Annotated in this window: 19 protein-coding genes and 1 riboswitch; of the genes, 15 read left to right on the top strand and 4 right to left on the bottom strand. The window is 27.5% G+C overall.

What is annotated here, in order from left to right; translation table 11 throughout:
* The first annotated feature begins 26 nt into the window (after positions 1-26).
* Positions 27-125, top strand: a riboswitch (TPP riboswitch).
* A gap of 73 nt (positions 126-198) precedes the next feature.
* The 12 genes from BMW96_RS02315 (at position 199) to BMW96_RS14010 (ending at position 13,458) form a co-directional block, all read left to right on the top strand.
* Entirely contained in the window at positions 199-726 is a 528-nt protein-coding gene (locus tag BMW96_RS02315; protein ID WP_092352098.1) for an energy-coupled thiamine transporter ThiT, read from the top strand.
* Positions 727-880: 154 nt separating this feature from the next.
* The gene (locus tag BMW96_RS02310; protein ID WP_092352096.1) at positions 881-1,414 is read left to right on the top strand and encodes a DUF402 domain-containing protein; all 534 of its coding nucleotides are present in this window, start codon (positions 881-883) and stop codon (positions 1,412-1,414) included.
* A 9-nt stretch (positions 1,415-1,423) separates the two neighbouring features.
* Complete coding sequence (gene tsaE, locus BMW96_RS02305; RefSeq protein WP_092352094.1) at positions 1,424-1,873, top strand: tRNA (adenosine(37)-N6)-threonylcarbamoyltransferase complex ATPase subunit type 1 TsaE; 450 nt, start codon at positions 1,424-1,426, stop codon at positions 1,871-1,873.
* Positions 1,870-2,472 carry a tRNA (adenosine(37)-N6)-threonylcarbamoyltransferase complex dimerization subunit type 1 TsaB gene (tsaB, locus tag BMW96_RS02300; protein WP_092352092.1) on the top strand — a complete coding sequence of 201 codons (603 nt, stop codon included), beginning with the start codon at positions 1,870-1,872 and terminating at the stop codon, positions 2,470-2,472. The genes tsaE and tsaB overlap by 4 nt, the downstream gene beginning before the upstream one ends.
* The gene (gene rimI / locus BMW96_RS02295) at positions 2,466-2,909 is read left to right on the top strand and encodes a ribosomal protein S18-alanine N-acetyltransferase (RefSeq protein ID WP_092352090.1); all 444 of its coding nucleotides are present in this window, start codon (positions 2,466-2,468) and stop codon (positions 2,907-2,909) included. The genes tsaB and rimI overlap by 7 nt, the downstream gene beginning before the upstream one ends.
* A 2-nt stretch (positions 2,910-2,911) precedes the next feature.
* On the top strand, positions 2,912-3,946 hold the full coding sequence (gene tsaD / locus BMW96_RS02290) for a tRNA (adenosine(37)-N6)-threonylcarbamoyltransferase complex transferase subunit TsaD (protein WP_092352088.1): 1,035 nt from the start codon (positions 2,912-2,914) through the stop codon (positions 3,944-3,946).
* On the top strand, positions 3,939-4,568 hold the full coding sequence (locus BMW96_RS02285) for a redox-sensing transcriptional repressor Rex (RefSeq protein WP_092352086.1): 630 nt from the start codon (positions 3,939-3,941) through the stop codon (positions 4,566-4,568). The genes tsaD and BMW96_RS02285 overlap by 8 nt, the downstream gene beginning before the upstream one ends.
* Before the next feature lie 55 nt (positions 4,569-4,623).
* Positions 4,624-6,009: an asparagine--tRNA ligase gene (asnS, locus tag BMW96_RS02280; RefSeq protein WP_092352084.1), complete on the top strand. Its 1,386-nt coding sequence runs from the start codon at positions 4,624-4,626 to the stop codon at positions 6,007-6,009.
* 64 nt (positions 6,010-6,073) lie between these two features.
* A complete protein-coding gene (locus BMW96_RS02275) occupies positions 6,074-7,537 on the top strand; it encodes a metallophosphoesterase family protein (protein ID WP_092352082.1) in 1,464 nt (487 codons plus the stop codon).
* 9 nt (positions 7,538-7,546) lie between these two features.
* Positions 7,547-8,932 (top strand): D-2-hydroxyacid dehydrogenase, encoded by a 1,386-nt coding sequence (locus BMW96_RS02270; RefSeq protein WP_177165806.1) that lies wholly within the window; start codon positions 7,547-7,549, stop codon positions 8,930-8,932.
* A 434-nt stretch (positions 8,933-9,366) separates the two neighbouring features.
* Entirely contained in the window at positions 9,367-12,519 is a 3,153-nt protein-coding gene (locus BMW96_RS02265) for a SpaA isopeptide-forming pilin-related protein (protein ID WP_092352080.1), read from the top strand.
* Between the two features lie 771 nt (positions 12,520-13,290).
* Positions 13,291-13,458 (top strand): hypothetical protein, encoded by a 168-nt coding sequence (locus tag BMW96_RS14010; RefSeq protein ID WP_169924258.1) that lies wholly within the window; start codon positions 13,291-13,293, stop codon positions 13,456-13,458.
* Positions 13,459-13,696: 238 nt separating this feature from the next.
* Here the strand turns inward: BMW96_RS14010 and BMW96_RS14760 are convergent, their stop codons facing one another.
* Positions 13,697-13,804 (bottom strand): VOC family protein, encoded by a 108-nt coding sequence (locus BMW96_RS14760; RefSeq protein WP_369525703.1) that lies wholly within the window; start codon positions 13,802-13,804, stop codon positions 13,697-13,699.
* Positions 13,805-13,932: 128 nt separating this feature from the next.
* On the opposite strand from BMW96_RS14760, the gene BMW96_RS02255 reads away from it, so the two are divergent.
* The 3 genes from BMW96_RS02255 (at position 13,933) to BMW96_RS02245 (ending at position 18,260) form a co-directional block, all read left to right on the top strand.
* Entirely contained in the window at positions 13,933-15,306 is a 1,374-nt protein-coding gene (locus BMW96_RS02255) for a sodium-dependent transporter (protein WP_092352078.1), read from the top strand.
* A gap of 226 nt (positions 15,307-15,532) precedes the next feature.
* Positions 15,533-15,946: a DUF6548 family protein gene (locus BMW96_RS02250; protein WP_092352076.1), complete on the top strand. Its 414-nt coding sequence runs from the start codon at positions 15,533-15,535 to the stop codon at positions 15,944-15,946.
* Positions 15,947-16,151: 205 nt separating this feature from the next.
* A complete protein-coding gene (locus tag BMW96_RS02245; protein ID WP_092352074.1) occupies positions 16,152-18,260 on the top strand; it encodes a glycerophosphodiester phosphodiesterase family protein in 2,109 nt (702 codons plus the stop codon).
* On the opposite strand, the gene BMW96_RS02240 is transcribed toward BMW96_RS02245, so the two are convergent.
* From BMW96_RS02240 to BMW96_RS02230, 3 genes are read right to left on the bottom strand one after another with little or no spacing between them, the layout of a single operon-like run.
* Positions 18,253-18,762 (bottom strand): spore maturation protein B, encoded by a 510-nt coding sequence (locus BMW96_RS02240; protein WP_092352072.1) that lies wholly within the window; start codon positions 18,760-18,762, stop codon positions 18,253-18,255. The two genes, BMW96_RS02245 and BMW96_RS02240, sit on opposite strands and share 8 nt — an antisense overlap.
* Entirely contained in the window at positions 18,755-19,327 is a 573-nt protein-coding gene (locus tag BMW96_RS02235; RefSeq protein ID WP_092352070.1) for a nucleoside recognition domain-containing protein, read from the bottom strand. The genes BMW96_RS02240 and BMW96_RS02235 overlap by 8 nt, the downstream gene beginning before the upstream one ends.
* A complete protein-coding gene (locus BMW96_RS02230) occupies positions 19,320-20,336 on the bottom strand; it encodes a D-alanyl-D-alanine carboxypeptidase family protein (RefSeq protein ID WP_180320349.1) in 1,017 nt (338 codons plus the stop codon). The genes BMW96_RS02235 and BMW96_RS02230 overlap by 8 nt, the downstream gene beginning before the upstream one ends.
* Positions 20,337-20,361 lie beyond the last annotated feature (25 nt).

Below are 20,361 nucleotides of genomic sequence, written 5' to 3'. Positions count from 1 at the left end.
ATATTTTGCAAATAACTTTTATAATATAGTTGAGCCAGGGGTGCATTTTGCTGAGAAAGGTCTAACCTTACCCTTATGATCTGAACTGGGTAATGCCAGCGTAGAGAGAGCAATGTTAAAATAGTTTGCTTTTTTACGCTTGTAAAAAAGCATTTTTTAATTTTGTTTGGCTCTTTTATAAGAAAGGGGAAACAAAGAATGAAAAACAAAAAATTTGAGATTAGTACCAAAACAATGGCTTATATGGCCATATTTGCTGCTTTGCAGATCGTCTTAGAGTATTTGACACAATTCACACCGACAATGCCAAATGGAGGAAATATTTCATTTTCATTAGTAGCATTGATGATGTGTAGTTATTTAATGGGAGCATGTTATGGATTAGTGGTTTCATTAGTATGTGTAGGATTACATTTTGTTTTAGGTTTAGCAACATTTTATGGTCCATTATCATTAATATTTGATTATTTGCTACCACTTGCAATTGTTGGATTAATTGGTTTTATTCCGTTTTTAAAAGTTAATAAGTTTGATTTTCCGATTGGAATAATAATTGTAATGGTGTTAAAAACAATCTGTCATTTAATTTCTGGATGGTATGCTTTTGCTACACCATTAGTAGCAAATTTAACATATAATGTACCATATAATCTAGCAACATTATTGACATGTTTTATTTTATTTATAATTTTGTATCCACGTTTAAAGAAAATGATAAGAATATAATATTTTATTGACAGGAACTCTATACCTGTCAATTTTTATTTATGATAAAATGATATTGTAAAAAAATTAGAGAAATTTAAGAATTCAAGTTTCAGCTTTAAAAACAACTTTAATTTGTGTATAATAGTACTGTTATAAAGAGAGGTAGTAAAAGATGTCAAATTCCCTAGTAGGAAAAAAAGTATTAATTCATTGTTATAAGCACAATGGTAGTATTCATCGGTGCTGGTCCAAGGGATTCATCTTAGATGAAAATGATGATCATTTTATTGCAATAAATAATCGTACCTTAGTTACAGAAGCTGATGGAAGAATGTGGCATACAAGGGAGCCAGCAATCTGTTATTTTCCTAAGAAAAAATGGTATAATGTTATTTGTATGATTCGTAAAACAGGAGTTTATTATTATTGTAATATTGCTTCACCAACACTATATGATGGCGAAGCTTTAAAATATATTGATTATGATTTGGATTTAAAAGTATTTCCAGATGGGAATTACCGGATTTTAGATGAAGAAGAGTATCGGCAACATGCTAAACAAATGAATTATTCTAAAGAATTAGATGAAATATTAAAAAAACAGTTAGATATATTAATTGATTTAGCTTCAAAAAGAGCAGGACCATTTGATGAAGCTTTTACGAAACACTGGTATCATGTTTATGAAGATCTAACTCAAGGATAGGAGGTAATGATGGAAAAAGTAATTAGAATTAATAGTCTAGAGGAAACAATTGAATTAGGAAATAGGTTAGGTAGAGTATTAAAGCCAAATATGTTGATTACTTTAAGTGGTGATTTAGGAGCTGGTAAAACTACCTTTACTAAAGGAATTGGTCAAGGATTAGAGATTAAAAAGATTATTAATAGTCCTACTTTTACCATCTTAAAACAATATTCTGGTAGATTAAAATTATCACATTTTGATGCTTATCGTTTAGAAGGACAAGATGATGATTTAGGATTTGAAGAAATTTTTGATAGTGATGATATATGTGTAGTTGAGTGGGCAAATTATATTGAAGAAATTTTACCTGTTCAGCGTTTAGAAATCATAATAAAGAAAATTGACGAAAGTGTACGGGAGTTTACGTTTAAGGCAATTGGTCATAGATATGAACAATTAATGGAGGATTTTAAATGAAAGCAATTGTAATGGATACATCAAATACATATTTAGTAATTGCTTTGTATGAAAATGATAAATGTATTGATAAATATCAAGAGAATGGGAATAAAAGACAATCAGAATATGCTTTGACATATTTAAATGAGATGTTGATTAAAAATAATATTGATATGTTAGATGTTGAACAAATGATTATTACTATTGGACCAGGATCTTATACAGGACAAAGGGTAGCTTTGACGATTGCTAAAACATTAGCCACAATAAGTAAAATAAAAATAAAAGCAGTATCATCTTTACATGGTTATGCAGGTAAAAATAAAGCAATCAGTGTTATTGATGCCAGAAGTAATAAAATTTTTGTTGGAGTGTATGATAATAATCATAGTATTATTGAAGATCAAATAATGTTGATTGATGATTTTGAGACTTTTAAGCAGCAATATAGTGATTATCCTGTAATAGGTGATAATGAGATAGTAGGTTATGATAAGATTGAAATTGATTTAAGTGAAAATATCTATCAGGCAGCTAAAAGTGTTGATTTTATTATTGATGTTGATAGCCTAGTACCTCATTATTTAAAAGATGTTGAGGCTAAAAAACTATGCTAATAAGGCAAATGGTTTGGCCTGATATTGATACAGTAGTAGCATTAGAACATAAACTATTTAGTACACCATGGGAAAAAGATGCATTTGAATATGAATTAGGTAAAAATGTTTTTTCATCTATCCTGGTTTTAGAAGAAGATGGAGAAATATTAGGGTATATAGGAATGTGGCTGTTGGGTGATCAGACTCAAATTACGACTCTAGGGGTAAAGAAAGAGTATCAAAGAAATGGTTATGCTAAAATGTTAATGGATAAATGTGTGGAGGTTACAAAACATTTAGGTTATAGAAATATAAATTTGGAAGTACGGATATCAAATCAAAAAGCTATTAATTTATATAAAAAATATGGTTTTAAGATTGTTACAATACGAAAAAATTATTATCAAGATAATCATGAAGATGCATATCTAATGATTAAAAAAATGGAGGTGTAGAGATGTCATTGATTTTAGCGATTGAATCAAGCTGCGATGAAATGGCAATGGCTGTTTTAAAAGATAAACGAGAGTTTTTATCAAGTGTAGTAGCTTCACAAATTGATGTTCATGCTTTATATGGTGGGGTCGTTCCAGAAATTGCTAGTAGAAAACATGTAGAGTGTGTAAGTTTGGTATTAAAGGAAACTTTGAAGCAGGCTAAAATTTCGATTGATGAAATTGATGCTGTAGCTGTTACTAAGGGACCAGGATTAGTTGGCTCATTACATATTGGTTTACAGGCAGCTAAAACAATTGCAATGGCTTATCATAAACCATTGATAGGGGTTCATCACATTGCAGGGCATATATATGCTAATAACTATGAGCAGGATATGATCTATCCAAGTTTGTGTTTGGTGGTGAGTGGTGGTCATAGTGAATTGGTTTTATTAAAGGCTCCTTTTGAATTTGAAGTTATAGGAACTACTTTGGATGATGCTGTTGGAGAAGCTTATGATAAAGTTGGTCGGGTATTAAATTTACCATATCCTGGAGGACCAGTAATTGATAAGATGGCAAGCATGGGTAATCATATATATGATTTGCCTATTCCTTTAGATGATGATAGTTATAATTTTAGTTTTAGTGGTTTAAAATCAGCAGTGATTAATTTGAATCATAAAGCTAATCAACGTGGTGAAATAATTAATAAAGATGATTTAGCGACTTCTTTTCAAGATGTTGTAATTGAGATTTTAGTTAATAAGACGATTCGTGGGGCTAAAGCTTATGGAGTGAAACAGGTAATGTTAGCTGGAGGAGTCAGTGCTAATCGAGGATTAAGAAAAGCTATGGAAATAGCAGTTAATAAATTAGATGAAGTGGAACTTTTGCTTCCACCAATGAGCTGCTGTACTGATAATGCAATGATGATTGCTTTAGCGGCTAAAGAGATGTATGATTTGAAAATGTTTAGTGATTTGTCTTTGGGTATAAAACCTAATATAGATCTCGAAAATGAGTCTTTTAGTGAGGTAAATAGAAATGGATAAGAAAATTTCTAATGCAACAATGTCTCGTTATCCAATATACTTAAAAGCATTAAGAAAGATGCAGCACGAAGGTAAAGAAAATTGTTTATCAAGTGAATTATCTGAGTTAACTAATATCCAGGATACAACGATTCGTCGAGATTTTACTTATTTGTCGAAAACAGATAACTTTGGGCAACGTGGTAAAGGATATGATGTTAAGCACTTGATAGATGGATTAAGTGAAGTATTAGGTCTAGGCTTAGATGAATCTATTATTTTAATTGGAATTGGGAATTTAGGTAGTGCTATTTTAAAGTATAATCGTTGGCAATATACAGTTGGTAAGATCGTATGTGGATATGACCAGGATAAAAATAAAGAAGGGGAACGTTTTGGGGTCAAATTATATAATATTGATGATTTAGAAAAAACGTTTCCTAAAGATTGTAAGATTGCAATTTTAGCTATTTCTGAAAATGTTCAATCAACAGTTGATCGATTAATGGATTTAGGGATAAAAGGAATTGTTGATTTCACTCATACTCATTTTACAGTTAAACCTGGTGTAGAAGTTCAACAAGTCGATGTTGTAGTGGCAATTCAAGAATTAGTAATTAAGATGGATTCAAATCAGCAATAATACTTGAATAGTAGGGGAAATAAAGTATATAATATGAAAAACTAGGAGGATTAATATGTTTGAATTTATAACGGTTAGAGAACTATATGAAATGTTTTTAAGTAACCAACTGATGGATTTAGAAGGTTATGAGTATGTTGAACTTGAGGGATGGGTCCGTACTAATCGTAATAGTGGTAAATTGGGATTTATTGCATTAAACGATGGTACATATTTTAAAAATTTACAAGTTGTTTATACTGAACAGGGGATTGAAAATTATGTAGAGGTTGATAAATTATCAACTGGTAGCTCTATAAGGGTAGTTGGTAAATTAAAGTTAACACCTGAAGGTAAACAGCCTTTTGAAGTAGAAGCAACTGAAATTGAAATTGAAGGAAGATGTGAAGAAGATTTTCCATTACAAAAGAAACGTCATTCTTTTGAATATATGCGAGAAATTCCTCATTTAAGACCAAGAGCAAATACTTTTTATGCAATTTTTAGATTAAGAAGTGTTTTATCAATGGCGATTCATGAATTTTTCCAATCACAAGGATTTGTATATGTTCATACACCAATCATTACCGGTAATGATGGTGAGGGTGCTGGAGAAATGTTTAGAGCTACAACAATTGATGGTACAAATTTTGAAGATGATTTCTTTGAAAAAGAAGCTTTTTTAACTGTTACAGGTCAATTGCACGTAGAAGCTTTTGCGATGGCGTTTAGAGATGTATATACATTTGGACCAGCGTTTAGAGCAGAAAATTCTAATACATCTAGACACGCTAGTGAATTTTGGATGATTGAGCCAGAAATAGCTTTTGCTGATCTTGAAGATGATATGGATTTAATTGAAGATATGGTAAAATACTGTATTGATTATGTTTTAAATAATGCCCCTGCAGAAATGGAATTTTTTGCTTCAATGATTGATAAAGATTGTATTAATCGAATTACTAAAGTAAGAAATAGTGATTTTAAACGGATGACATATACTGAGGCAATTGAAATTTTAGAAAAAGCAGATGTTAAATTTAACAATAAAGTATCATGGGGAATGGATTTAAACAGTGAGCATGAGCGTTATATTTGTGAAGAAGTTGTTAAAGGACCAGTATTTTTAACTGATTATCCAAAAGAAATCAAGGCTTTTTATATGCGTTTAAATGATGATAATAAGACTGTTGCTGCTTGTGATTTATTGGTTCCAGGAATTGGAGAATTAGTTGGTGGTAGTCAGCGTGAAGAAAGATATGATGTTCTAGAAAGAATTATGGATGAAAAACAAATGAGCAAGGAAGGATTACAGTGGTATATGGATCTACGTCGTTTTGGTGGATGTAAACATGCTGGATTTGGTCTAGGATTTGATCGTTTCTTAATGTATTTAACTGGTATGCAAAATATTCGCGATGTTGAACCTTTCCCAAGAACTCCAAGAAACTTAAAGTTCTAACAAAAGCCTATATTTTAATAGGCTTTTTCTCATGATGCGGTATAATATATAAGGAGGCGATAAAATGAATGAGTATGATTTAATCAATTGTTATTTAAATTTGATTTTTGATGATAGCATAACTTATTTTAATCGCATTCTTGATGGATATCATGGACTGTGTCAGTTTAAAGAATGGATGCGTAAACGTAATATAAATTTAAATGCAATTGAAAATATTGATTATGATACATTTATGGCTATTAGTAAGGCAAAAAGAATAGATCAGATTACTGAAAGAATAGATCCAAGACATCTTCAGGAATTAATTGATTATATTAATATTGAAAGAGATAAATATCAAATTGTAGTATTATCCAGTTTTGATTATAATGAATCAATTAATATTTATTTGACATCAAAACAAATAATTAAAGACTTTAGTAATGATAAAGTAAGTATAATTAATTGTCATAGCTTATTAGAAAAAGATGATTTAACTTTTTATGGTCCTTTTAAGCATTTTGTCAGTGCCTTGTATCAAATTGATCGTTGGCCAGGATTATTAATATTTAAGGGTGAAGATTGTTCTTTTGTACCAGTATATACAATTAAGGATATTCAAGAAGTTATGTTTAAAATTAATCATGATACAGTTTTTTCAAGCAAATATCTTAGTCCTTATGATAGTTATTTTGTTCAATTAAGTGATTTGCATTTAGGAAGTAAAAGGAAAAACCAAGGACGTTTAGCTTTGGAAGAAAGTTTGGACGAAACTTGTAAACAATTACGTTCATATTACCAATTAAAATTTTTAATAACTGGTGACTTGATGAATTCACCAAATCGCAAAAATATGTATGAAGCATCGGGCTTTATGAAATTATTAAAGAATAAATATAGTGGTGATGTTTCGTTTATATTAGGTAACCATGATGTTATTGTAAATGGTTTTAATGTTTTTAAAAGACAGAAAAGTAAAGTTATTGCTTTTTTACTAAATGAAAGTATTAAAGTTTTTGAAGAAGAAAAAATTATACTAATTAAGATTGATTCAACTGTTGAAGGTAATTTAGCTCGTGGTAAAGTAGGACAAAAGCAATTATCTGATATTGATGAAGAATTAGAAAATATTCCTAACTTACAAGAATATACTCTAGTAGCAATGTTACACCATCATCTTTTTCGAATTACTCGTGACGAGTTTTTAAAGCAAAGATGGCGTGAAAAGGTATTTGTAGGTAAAATCATGGATAGTTCTAAAGCTTTAGTTGATAGTCAAGAATTGGTGTGGTGGCTTAGAAAGCATCAAATTCAATATGTTTTACATGGTCATAAACATTTACCATTTTTTAATAATCATGATGGGATGTATGTTATTGCGGCAGGTTCTTCTTGTGGTAGTGGAGCTAAAGAAAGTGATAGTCGTTATTTAAGTTATAATGTTTTAAAATATAGTCATCGTTATAAGTGTTTCAAATATTGTTTTATTGTATATGACGATATGACTTTACAGGATCGGCAAAGAATTATAGTAAATATGTTTTAGGAGAAGAAAATGAAGCTAGTAGATGGAATGAAAGATGAAAAATTAGGTAGTGCAATATTATATTGTTTTACTAAAGGGTATGGTTCAGTTCCAATGGAACTATATAATATTGTTTTGCCATTGTTATATAATGATATTTTTAGAGAAGAAGTAAGTAAATTTAATGATTTTTCTTTGTGTGTTAAATCTTGTTTGGAAAAAGATGCTAAGTTTGTTGATTGTGTTTTAGAGGAACTTGATAGATTGGATGAGATAACTAATCGTGCTTTAGGACTTACTTTATTGAATAAAGATTTAAGTTTTGAAATTAATGATAGTATTATGACAGGAAATTGTAATCCATCAAAGATTTTAGATTTAAATGAAGCAATTATATTAGGGGAAATGTTAGCTGGTAAAAGTTTAAGCGATGTAATTGAAATTCTTCAAGCTGATTTTAAAATTGTTTTTTTAGATAGTGAGACATTAGGGGATGATATTGATTTGATGAAGCTAGAAAAATTAGGCGCAGTGACAATTTATCATCAAACAGACAAAGATGAGATTAAAAGTCGAATACAAAATGCTAATGTTGTAATAACTAATAAACATTATTTAGGCGAAGAAGAATTAAAAGATGCATTACAGTTGAAAGTAATTTGTGTGACAGCCACAGGAGTAAATAATATTGATTTAGAATATTGTAAAAAAGCTGGTATTACTGTATGTAATGTTAAAGGGTATTCAACTAATGCTGTTGCTCAGCATACTTTTGCATTACTTTTAGATCTTTATAACAAGAATCATTATTATCATGATTATATTGATTCAGGAAACTATTCTTCAAGTTCAATGTTTACACATTTAGGACATACTTTTCATGAATTAGCAAATAAAACATGGGGAATTGTTGGTATGGGGGATATTGGACGTAAAGTAGCAGCAATTGCAAGTGCTTTTGATTGTAAAGTGCAATATTATTCAACTAGTGGAAAAAATAATCAACAGAATTATCAACAAGTTGATTTTGATACTTTATTAAAAACAAGCGATATTATTTCTATTCATGCACCACTGAATAAACAAACAGAAAACCTATTTAATAAAGATTCTTTTGAAAAAATGAAATCTACTGCCTATCTAATTAATGTAGGTAGAGGTAAGATTGTAAATGAAAATGATTTAGCAGAAGCTATAAAAAATCATAGTATTGCTGGTGCTGGTTTAGATGTTTTTGAACATGAACCATTTAACAATAATAATCCGCTTTTATCAATTAAAGATGCAACTAAATTGATTATGACACCACATATAGCTTGGGCTCCAATCGAAACCCGTAATCGAGTTATTGATGAGGTTTGTTTAAATATTGAGGGATTTAAAACTAATAAGTTAAGAAACGTATGTACTCTATAGGATAGCTTAAAGCTATCTTTTTTTGTGCAAAATTAGCGGATTTAGCGCAAAACAGGATTTCCTTTAAAATTTATGATATTGTTGTGATGAATATAAAAAAATTAATGATTAAAAGATTCAAAAAGTTAAATTATTTAAAATGAAATTTATTTGATTAAATCATTGTTTTTAAGGTTTTTTGAACAATGTTTTAATCGTTTTTAGTATTTTTTGTCATGTTTTAAAAAATATAAATATTTTGATATTTATTATCTTTTTGAGCATTTGACTTGAAAAAGCTCAATGCTATAATGAGGTTGTGTGACCGTTTAATAATCGGACACATATTACATAACCAGTAACAAGTAATAAAATTTAAAAGAAAGGGGATTAATAAAATATTTACGAAAATATAATGAGTAAAGGTTATATGATTAGTATTTATTTGGAAAAAAATGAAAAAAGTAAAAGGTTTCAAAAGATTATTAATTTTTGGTCTTGCTATAGCAACTATATTTTCTATAGCAGGTATAACAAGTTTTGCAGCTAATATAGTACAATTTGGTGGGAAAGATGTTGATTTGGATTCTAATTCAATTTCTATATCAGAAGCAGATGAAAAGTTTGTTAACGATATAACTACTAAAGAAGTACACTTTACAAATAATAGTAAAATTAATTTAGCTCTATCAAATAGCACTATTTATGGTACTGAAAATAATCCAATTAAGAAAAGATATGAGACTAAGATAAAATTGGATAATACGTATAATTTTGCTTTTGAATGGAATGAACAAGTAAGACGTAACTTAGATGAATATACATTTATAAATAAAGTACCTGAATCGTTTAATATTCCTGTTCCATTTTTCTTTGGTGAGTGTGAAGAAAATGATAAAGGTTGGAATTTTGAATCTTCTCGTTTAGAAGGATATTCTAATACAATGGTAAATATTGCTAATTTACATTCTTTGTTTGATAATGAAGCATTAAAAAACGGCTATACTTTTAAGTCAAAAGAATTTGCATATACTCCAGAGGTTGGATATATAAATACTGAAGGAACTCAAAAGTATACATCAAATAATGGATCTTGGTTTTTTAATGCACCTATGAAAGTTAGATATACAGTAGATATTAAACCTCTAAATGCAGGTGGTACACCAAATTTAGGGGGGAATAATACTGTTAATGTACCATTAATTAAAGATACTAATAAAGAATTTTTGAGAAATGGTAAGATTTCAAATGATTTTGAAAATAGTTATATTGCTCCTGAAGGTACTACTGATCAAATTTTGTTAGGATATGGGGCTAGTTATAAAATTAATGGAACAACTTTTGATGATAGTATAGTAATAATGAAAACTGATATTAAAGTAGCAGATCCTTTATCTGGTACTGGAAATGCAACGGATGTAGCTACAAATATAGTTGGTGGTAAAACTCATATTACAGTAGAATATGGTAAAAACGTAACATTTATGAAAGTAGATGAAGAAAGTAAACCTGTTGCTGGTGCTGAATTTACTGTATATGAAGATGCTGATTGTAAGGAAGTAAAAGGTTCAGGAACATCTAAAGATGATGGAATTGTAGAGTTATCTACTTTACGCATGCCTCAAGCTGGAAAAACAGCAACTTATTATATGAAAGAAACTAAGGTACCTAATGGTTATGAACAAAATGATTCAGTTTATACAATCACTATTAATGATAAGGGTGCCACAACAATTAGTGGTAAAGGTTTTGGTGAAAATGGCTTAGTTAATTATAAGCCAAAAGATCCAGTAATTACTAAGACAAGTAGTACACCAACTCATGTTACAAAAGATGGTTTTATTACATATAATTTAACTGTAACAAATAATTATAAAGAAGAAAGAAATATTATTGTTAAAGATGAATTACCTAAAGGTACTATTCCTGTAGGGAGCTATTCTTTGGATGGTGCCTTAACTGGTGAAACTTGGAATGGCGAATGGAAAGGTACTATACCTGGAGCGACTATAGATGAAAATGGTAAAGTTATAGAACCTGCAAAAAGGATATTTACAATTGTTGTTCGTGTTACAAAGGATTTTGATAATACAAATACTGTTAATAATGTAATTAAGAATAAAGCTAGTTTACAAACTATGAATTTAACGGATAATAAATATGGTGAATCTAAAGAAACCGCTGAGGTTATTCATTATTTAGATCCTAAAATAAGTTATACAATGAAAAAAGAAAGAGTTACTGAACCTAAAGATGATTTAAAAGGATTTATTGCTGGAGCTGGTGAAGTAATTGATTATAAAGTAACTCTTGAAAATACAGGTGATCTTGATTTAAATATTAATTTAAAAGATGTATTTAAGAATAGTGGATATTTCACATTCGTTGATGGCGATGAAATAAATGTAGAAGTTAAAGCATGTAAAAGTAAGGATGTAATTTTTAAAGCAACAGTTAATGTTGGTACACCTGAAGAATTGAAAAAGGGTTATTTAAATACAGTAACTTCTATTGCTAATACAACATATATAGATGCAGAAAGTAATGAAAAGAAAATAGTTGATAAAGATCATGGTATTGGTTATAGTGAAGATAATTTAGTAAAATGGAATGAAGCAATCATTGAATCTAATGCTTATACTCCAGTAATTGTAGTTGGTGATCCAACAATTATTAAAACAAGTGATATTAAATCACAAAGTTTTATTAGTAAAGGTGATGAGATTATTTACACTCTTGTTGTAACAAATCCTTATAGTATAGCTAGAGATATCTTAGTATCTGACGTATTACCTAAACAAGTAGAAGCTAATGATGATTATTTAATTAATGGAAAATCACAACATGAAGCTTGGAATGGGAGTTATGAAGGTAAGATTGAAGCTAATGGTGAGTTAATATTTGAAATACCAGTTACTGTTATTGACTCTTTCAATAATAAAGATCATGAGAGTAATACAGTTTTAAATAAAGCAAATTTAAAAGTAAAAGATTTATTAACTAATAAATATGGTAATGAAATTGATACAGAAGAAATTGTTCATTATTTAGAACCTGTAATTGGTTATACAATGACTAAAGAAAGAATTACTGATCCTGATAAAGGTTTAGATGGTTTCTATGCAGGAACTGGCCAAGTTATTGATTATAAAGTAACATTGGTAAATATTGGTGATATTACTTTAGATATTGATTTAGAAGATGTTTTTGTAAATGCTGAATATTTTGAATTTGTTGATACAAATAAAGCAAGTGTATCAATTGAACCTGAAGAAACTAGAGAAGTTATTTTTAAAGCAACAATTAAAGCAGGTACACCTGCAAATGTTAATTATAAAAATATTGTAACTTCAATTGCTCAAGGCTGGTATGTAAATGCTAAAACTGGGGAAAGAGTAATTGTTAACCAAGATAATTGGCCTGATGCTGTTACTACAGCAAAGGTTGAAGATGATGCAATTACACCTGTAATCGCACCTGAAGTAAAACTTGCAGAATCTACAAAATCAGGTGTTGAAACTAGTGATAATTCATCAGTTGCTTTGTTTGGTTCATTAACAATAATTTCTGGATTAGCTTTAGTGTTAAAAAGAAAAAAAGAAGATTAACATATAATTATAAGTAATATTTAAAATAACCCATCCATCAGGATGGGTTTTATATATTATGGAATGTACTACATATTTTATAAGTATTTTAAAATAAGAAAATTTTGTTTAATAGATTAGTATATTATTGAATTATTTATCAAAATTTAATCATAGATAACAATAATATTAAGTTACTATGTATTAAAGATTATAAATATTTAAGGCTACTTGAAAATCAAATAGAAATATCTATAACAGATGTTACTTCTGATTAAAGATAATGGGCTTTTATTTTTGTATCTAAATAAAGGCTGTTGAGAAGTAAACTAGTAATTAAATGAATCTAGAAAACAGAAAATTTATGTGATATATATAGACAAATTCATAATATTAAATAAATGAAGAAATTCAATTGTATTAAATAATAAGGCTCATACACTATTTATTAGATTTCAATGAAATGGAAAAGATTTCATTTAGAACATACAGATTTTAAAAAGAAAGGCATTTATAAATACCTTTTAGAAGAAGTAATTAAAATTATATATATATTTATAAAAGTCCAATTACTTTATTCTATGAAGTTTTTGGTAATTTTTCTTTTAAAGAATTTAATATAAAAATGTAGTTTATATATTTCAAATTAAATTAGTTATGATAGTAAAAATAATTGATATTTTATAAAAAAATGATTTTAAATCCGTTTTTTAGGTTTTAAAACAGGGTAGAGTCAAGGCAAAGATGAGCAAATTCCTCTATAATATAAATATAATAAAGGAGGAACTAAAAATGAAGTATGCAATTGTAAATGGAAAACTTACGCATGTTAACAAGGTTCCTAAAGGAACTATAGCAAGAGAATTTGGATATACTAATTATCCTGTAATTGCTTGTAAAGGAAAATATCGTTCATATTGGAAATATGTTAGTATAAATAAAGCTAATTTAGTGTGCTAGCTAAATATAAATACCTTTAAATAATCATTCATTTAAAGGTATTTTAATTAATCATTTAATAATTTTGTTAAATTCTCAATAGAAGCATCCATTTTTAGAGGGATTGCTTTTATTGACATCCCAGAATCAAGAAAACGTTTAATAACAATTTTCATATTTTCTCTAACTTTAATAATATGACCATCTAGATCATAAAATCTTATTACATATTGTTCTCAATCATGTTCAATTACATCGCTTAAATAATTGATATTAGAGTATTTTTTAGAAATTGAGCTAAATCTTCATAAAATTTTCTAGCTGTTTTTATATCTGCAACAGCAATTACTGTATAAGTATATTTCATCTCAATTCTCCTTTACATATATTCTATCATTAATAAAAGATTGAATATCTTTTAAAACAATTTATTGAAATATCATAAATTCTAAGCTAGAATTAAATAGTAATGATTAAAAGAAGGGTTAGAGTATTATGAAAGAGAGAGAAAAATTTTCATCAAGATTAGGATTTATACTAATCTCTGCAGGTTGTGCTATTGGACTTGGAAATGTTTGGCGGTTTCCATATGTTGTAGGGCAATATGGTGGAGCATTATTTGTTTTAATTTATTTGTTTTTTCTAGTTGTATTAGGGGCACCAATTATGACAATGGAATTTTCTGTAGGTAGAGCTAGTCAAAAAAGTGCAGCACTAGCATTTCAGACATTACAGACTAAAGGTAAAGTTTGGAATTGGTTAGGAAAATTTCAAATGTTAGGTAATTATGTTTTAATGATGTTTTATACAACTGTTGGTGGTTGGATGTTATCATATTTTATTAAGATGATAAAGGGTGATTTTGTAGGAATCACTCCACAGCAAGTTGAAAGTATATTCAATAATTCTTTACAAGATCCACTATTACAGGTATTTTGGATGGTTGTAGTAGTAGCTTTAGGTTTTGGAATTTGTTCATTAGGGCTACAAAATGGAGTTGAAAAGATAACTAAAATTATGATGAGTTCATTACTAGTTATAATTTTAATATTAGTAATTAGAGCAGTCACATTACCAGGAGGAAGTGAAGGGTTGTCATTTTATTTGATTCCAAATTTTGATGCTATTAAGCAGTATGGTTTATTAGAAATAATTTTTGCGGCAATGGGACAAGCTTTTTTTACATTAAGTTTAGGTATTGGTGCAATTGCTATTTTTGGAAGCTATATTGATAAAAATCGTCGTTTATTTGGGGAAACGATCAGTGTTTGTACATTAGATACATTAGTAGCTTTATTATCAGGATTAATAATTTTTCCAGCTTGTTTTGCTTTTGGGGTTAATCCTGGTAGTGGGCCAGGGTTAGTATTTATAACGTTACCTAGTATTTTTAATGAAATGTGGTTAGGTCAAGTTTGGGGTACATTATTTTTTGTATTTATGAGTTTTGCGGCTTTATCTACAATTATTGCAGTATTTGAAAATATCATTTCATTTGGAATGGATTTATTTAATTGGAGTCGAAAAAAAGCTGTTATTATTAATTTGATTTTGATAATGGTTTTATCTTTACCTTGTGCTTTAGGATTTAATATTTTAAGTGATTTTGCCCCATTTGGAGCAGGATCTACGATTCAAGATTTAGAAGATTTTTTAGTAACTTATAACTTTTTACCACTAGGATCTTTAGCATATTTAATTTTTTGTACTTGTAGATATGGCTGGGGATTTGATAATTTTATTAAAGAAGCTAATACTGGTAAAGGAATTAAATTTCCTAAGTGGACTAGAGTATATTTAAAATACGTTTTACCATGTGTGATTATATTTATTTTTATACAAGGTTATTATTCATTTTTTATTAAGTAAATTAGTTTAAGATAGTTTTAAATTGTTAGTAACTTGCTTTTTAATGGTGTTAAATTCTAAAATTATTTTTTAATGATAATTTGCATTAAATATGGTGAAGTATTATAAAAAGTTAAAATTAGATTATTAAATAATAATAGTATAGGTATTTAGGGTTAAAATAATGCAAAAAATAGAAATTGAATTTTTAGATGAATATAAAAAATTAGATAAACTTTGTTAGGATATGTATGCTGCTTCACAGGGAGTAACTGAATATATTAATCGTATGGAAGTGTTTTCTAATGAAGGGAGATATTTGATAGATAAATGGAATACAGATTATTATACACTTAAACATTTAAGATGGTTAAGAAATACAATCGTTCATAATCTTGAAGAAACTGATTGCTCATTAGAAGATTTACAGTCACTTAAGGAATTTTACCAACAAATTTTAAACAGGAAAGATTCTTTAGCACTTCTTTACATGATGAAACAAAAGCATTTGACAAAAGAAAAACTATCTATACATCAAGATAAACAGATATTAGAAAATGTGAGATATAAAAAACAAAATAGGCGAAATCTATTCAATATAACTATTGTTTTAATAATAGCTGTATTAGTAATGATTGTGTTAAATTTTAAAATATTTTAAAAGCAAGAGATAGTTTTTAAGTGTTTATAATTATTTTTTAGAAGGGTAAGAGATTAGAATTTTTAATTCAGGCTAATTTTGGTTAAAAATAGAGTAATTATAAGTCTAAAGTCTTTGATTGCTCTTTTTTTATATTTTATTAAGAATTATTTAGAAAAATAAATAAGATATTAGTGGTAGAATAATCTAATATAGAGGTGGGATTATGAAAAATAATTTTATAAAAATATTAAAATTTGAGATATTTTATAAAATAATTACGATTATTATCTTATTACCATTTTTAAATAAAGTGCTTCAGATGTATTTAAATAATCATTCTGCAGTTGGAATAGTATTTAATCAAAATATATTGTTTGGTTTTTTTAGTTTTAAAGGCATTTTAGTGGTTTTATTTTTATTGGTATACAGTTTGTTAATTGTTTTATATGAATATAGTGTAATTATTAATATGATCTCTTTGTATGTTAAACAGAGACCTTTTCGTATTTATGAGGTAATGAAAGTATCTTTTATTAATTTAAAAGGATTAAAACATCCCAGTATTATTATTTGTGGATTATATTATTTATTGATTTTACCATTGGCTCATATTGGTTATCTTAATGCTTTGATTCCAAGTTTTAAAGTTCCTAATTTTATTTTTGGGGAATTATCACTAACTTTTAGTGGAAATATTTTAATTGTTTTAATTTATCTTTTGTATTATGGAGTATACTTGTTGTTATTGTTTGTTCCTTTTTATATGATTTTAAAAAAGGAAAACTTTATTAAAGCTTTTAAAGATAATTTTGCGTTATATAAAAAATTAGAGATTAAAGATCGATTTATTTTAATTGCTATTTTGGTAATATGGTTTATTGTCGAAACGAAAATAATTATGCTTTTACCAGATGCGGTAATTAAAAACACTGATTTTAATCGTTTTTTTCTTAGAAATATGATTATTTCAGCAAGATTTAGAATATATTTCTTTGAATATCTGGTCTATACATTTATTACGATTATAGGTATGTATTTTTTTTATTACTTTTATCTGAAAATTATTAATAAATATGATCAAGAATTATTAAATGTAAATTTAGATCATGAAATTAGTCAAAAATTAGATAATACATTAATTCAAACAAAATTAAAAGCTAGTAATCTAACAAAATTTATTAATAAATATATTTTAACTAATAAATTTTATCTAAAACATACGTTTATTATAAATACTATTTTAATAATATCTGTCGTTATTTTAATAACTTGTTTATTTTCTGATTCTATATATTTAATTTCTGTTTTATTAATAATTATTCTTTTTCTATATTTTATTGCAAGTATCTATAATTTTTATGAATTGAAAACAACTGGTAAAAGTAGTATTTTAGACAATCGTAATTCAGCTATATTTTATCCTTATCAGATTATTAAACGTTATTTAAGTCAATCTAAATTATATAAGAAACATCCTAAAATAATTAGTTTTATATTAATAACTATGTCAGGGCTATTAATTAGTATGTATTTACAATTACCAGGTAAAATACACCAGCCAATAATAATTGGACATCGTGGTTCAAAATATGGAGTAGAAAATACATATGAGGCAATAATAAAGGCACAAAATAATCATAGTGATTATGCAGAAATAGATGTTCAGTTATCTAAAGATGGTATTCCTGTTGTTATTCATGATACTAATTTATTACGTTTGGCGCATTTAGATAGAGAAGTTAGTTCTATGACTGCAAATGAATTAGAAAAGGTAACTGTTTATGAAAGACAATATCAAGGGAATATCATAACATTAGATCATTTACTTAAAAAATTGAAAAAAGAAAAAATAAAACTTTTAATTGAGTTAAAAGCAGATAATAATCAAATTGAATTAAGTGAAAAAGTTATTAACATAGTTGAACAAAATAATTTCGAAAATCGAACTATATATATGTCATTAGATTATGAGATAGTAGAATTCCTTCAGGAGAAAAGACCAGAATGGTGGATTGGTTATTGTATATATGGTAGTGCTGGTCAAATTGATGCATCAATTTGGAAACTTAAAATAGATTTTTTAGCGGTTGAGGAAAATATGATTACAGTCAATTTTGTTGATAAAGCTAACTCTAATTGGATTCCTATATATGTATGGAGTGTTGATGACAAGATAAAAATGGATCAATATTTAGATATTGGTGTTAGTGGTATTATAACTAATTATCCAGATCGTAGTTATGAGGTTGTAAAAAAATATCTTGAAAAAAATCATCAGTATTATCCTTATCAAATAATTAATAATGGGTCACTTCAACCCATTATTAATTAATAAACAATAAAAAACAAATGATTGCTAATAAACAGGCAATGATATCTAACCATAGACCTAATTTTAAAGCGTAGCGATTGTTTTGCAGCTTGATACTACCAAAATATAATGTGACAACATAAAAGGTTGTATCACTGCCAGTTTGGATAATTGAGCCAAGAATACTATAAGGATGATCAACACCAAATTTTAAAAATACATTATTTAAAACTGTTAAAGATCCATTAGAAGAAAAAGGTCTTACAATCATCATCATAAAAATATCAATAGGAATATTTAGAAACTGGAAAATATTTTTGAAAAATAATTCTAATATATTTATAATGCCACAACTTTGAAAACAGGTTACCCATAATGTAAAAGCCATCATTGTAGGAAAAAGTGTCATTAATAGCTTACTGCCTTCTTTTACACCTTCAATAAATTCATTAAAAATATCTACTTTTTTAAATGCAGATTCAATTAAGGCAATTAAAATAATTATTAAGATTATACTATCCATAATGTTCAATCACCTTACTTGTAATAATACCAATTATTGTAATAATTAACCCAATAGTAAGGCTGTAACTAAAAAAACCTAAAATATCATGACTGCCATAACTTTGTCTTAATGTCATCATTGTTGTAGGAATAATAGATAATCCAGTAGTATTCATAATAACTAGTAACATCATTTCTTTACAAGGAACTTTTGGGTTACTTTGATATTTAGTTAATGATTTCATTGCTTTAAGCCCACTAATTGAGGCTAAAGAACCTACACCTAATAGATTAGCAATAAAATTAGTTGATAGATATAAATATATTTGTTCATCTTCAACTGCTTTTCCATAAATTAGCTTTAAGATTGGTTTTAATAAAAAAGATAATTGTTTTATTAAACCAGAAGCTTTGATGATATTTAAAAACCCATTCCATAAACAAGCCGATAATACTAATATTTTAATTAACTCGAAAACTTGATTAGGGGAACTTAGAATAGCTTTAAACATTTCATCCTGTCTGTTAGTTGCAAAAGCTGTTAATACAAAGAAAATTAAGCCATATTTAAAAACCTTAGCCATAAAATAAATCCTTTAAAATCATTTTAAAACCAAGAAAATAATTATAAGGGACAACTTTTTGTTTACTAACAGGCTGGTTATTTAATGAAATAACGATTTCATTATTAGTAAAAGACACGTCAACTTTGTCAGTAGGTTTTTTATTAACACAAATATCGAAATCTAGATAATACTGTTTTTGCTTAAATTCAATTATTCCTCTAGAGAATAGTTTAGTTTCTTTAAGTAAATCAAAACATTCTTCATACTTATTTTGATGAAACTCAAAATCATTACCACAATTAAAAGTTACAATGATTAAATCAAGATCATCTTTTCGAGCCATTGTTATTAAAGTTCGTTTAGCTTTTTTTGTAAATCCAGTTTTACCACCAATACAATACTCATAATTAGTTAATAGTTTATTTTTATTGTGCCAAGTACCATTACCATCTTCACGGATATATTTTTCTGTACTAACTATTTCATTAAAAATTGGATTTTGATGGCAATAGGCCATCAATCTTGCCATATCATAAACAGATGACTGATTACCATTATCCTCTTCATCTAAGCCGGTAGGATTAGAGAAAGTTGTACTATGAAGCTCTAATTCTCTAGCTTTATCATTCATCATATCAACAAATTTGGGTATATCTTTAGCTACTGCTTTAGCTATCATAACAGCAGCATCATTACCGCTTCTAAGCATCAATCCATATAGAAGATCACGTAAGCTGATTTTATCGCCTATATGTATATAGATTCCGCTTCCCCATGCTTCATTGATAGTATCATCAACAGTAACAATAGTATCGAGTTCCATGTTTTCAATTGCTATTATACAAGTCATGATTTTTGATATTGAAGCAACACTTTGAATGTAATCCTGGTTGCTGCCTTCAATAACAATTTGATTACTTGCTTCCATAACGATATAACTTTTTCCTTGGAAAGGAATTGTTTTAATGCTATCTAATGGTATAAAAGTTAAAGAAATTATTAAACCAATAATTTTTATATAGTTCAATTTTAATCACCCCTATAATTCTATG

This window comes from Thomasclavelia cocleata (assembly GCF_900102365.1).
Lineage (GTDB): Bacteria > Bacillota_I > Bacilli_A > Erysipelotrichales > Coprobacillaceae > Thomasclavelia > Thomasclavelia cocleata.
The sequence above is the reverse complement of the archived record's forward strand: the minus strand, read 5'-3'. Positions and strand labels throughout refer to the sequence as shown.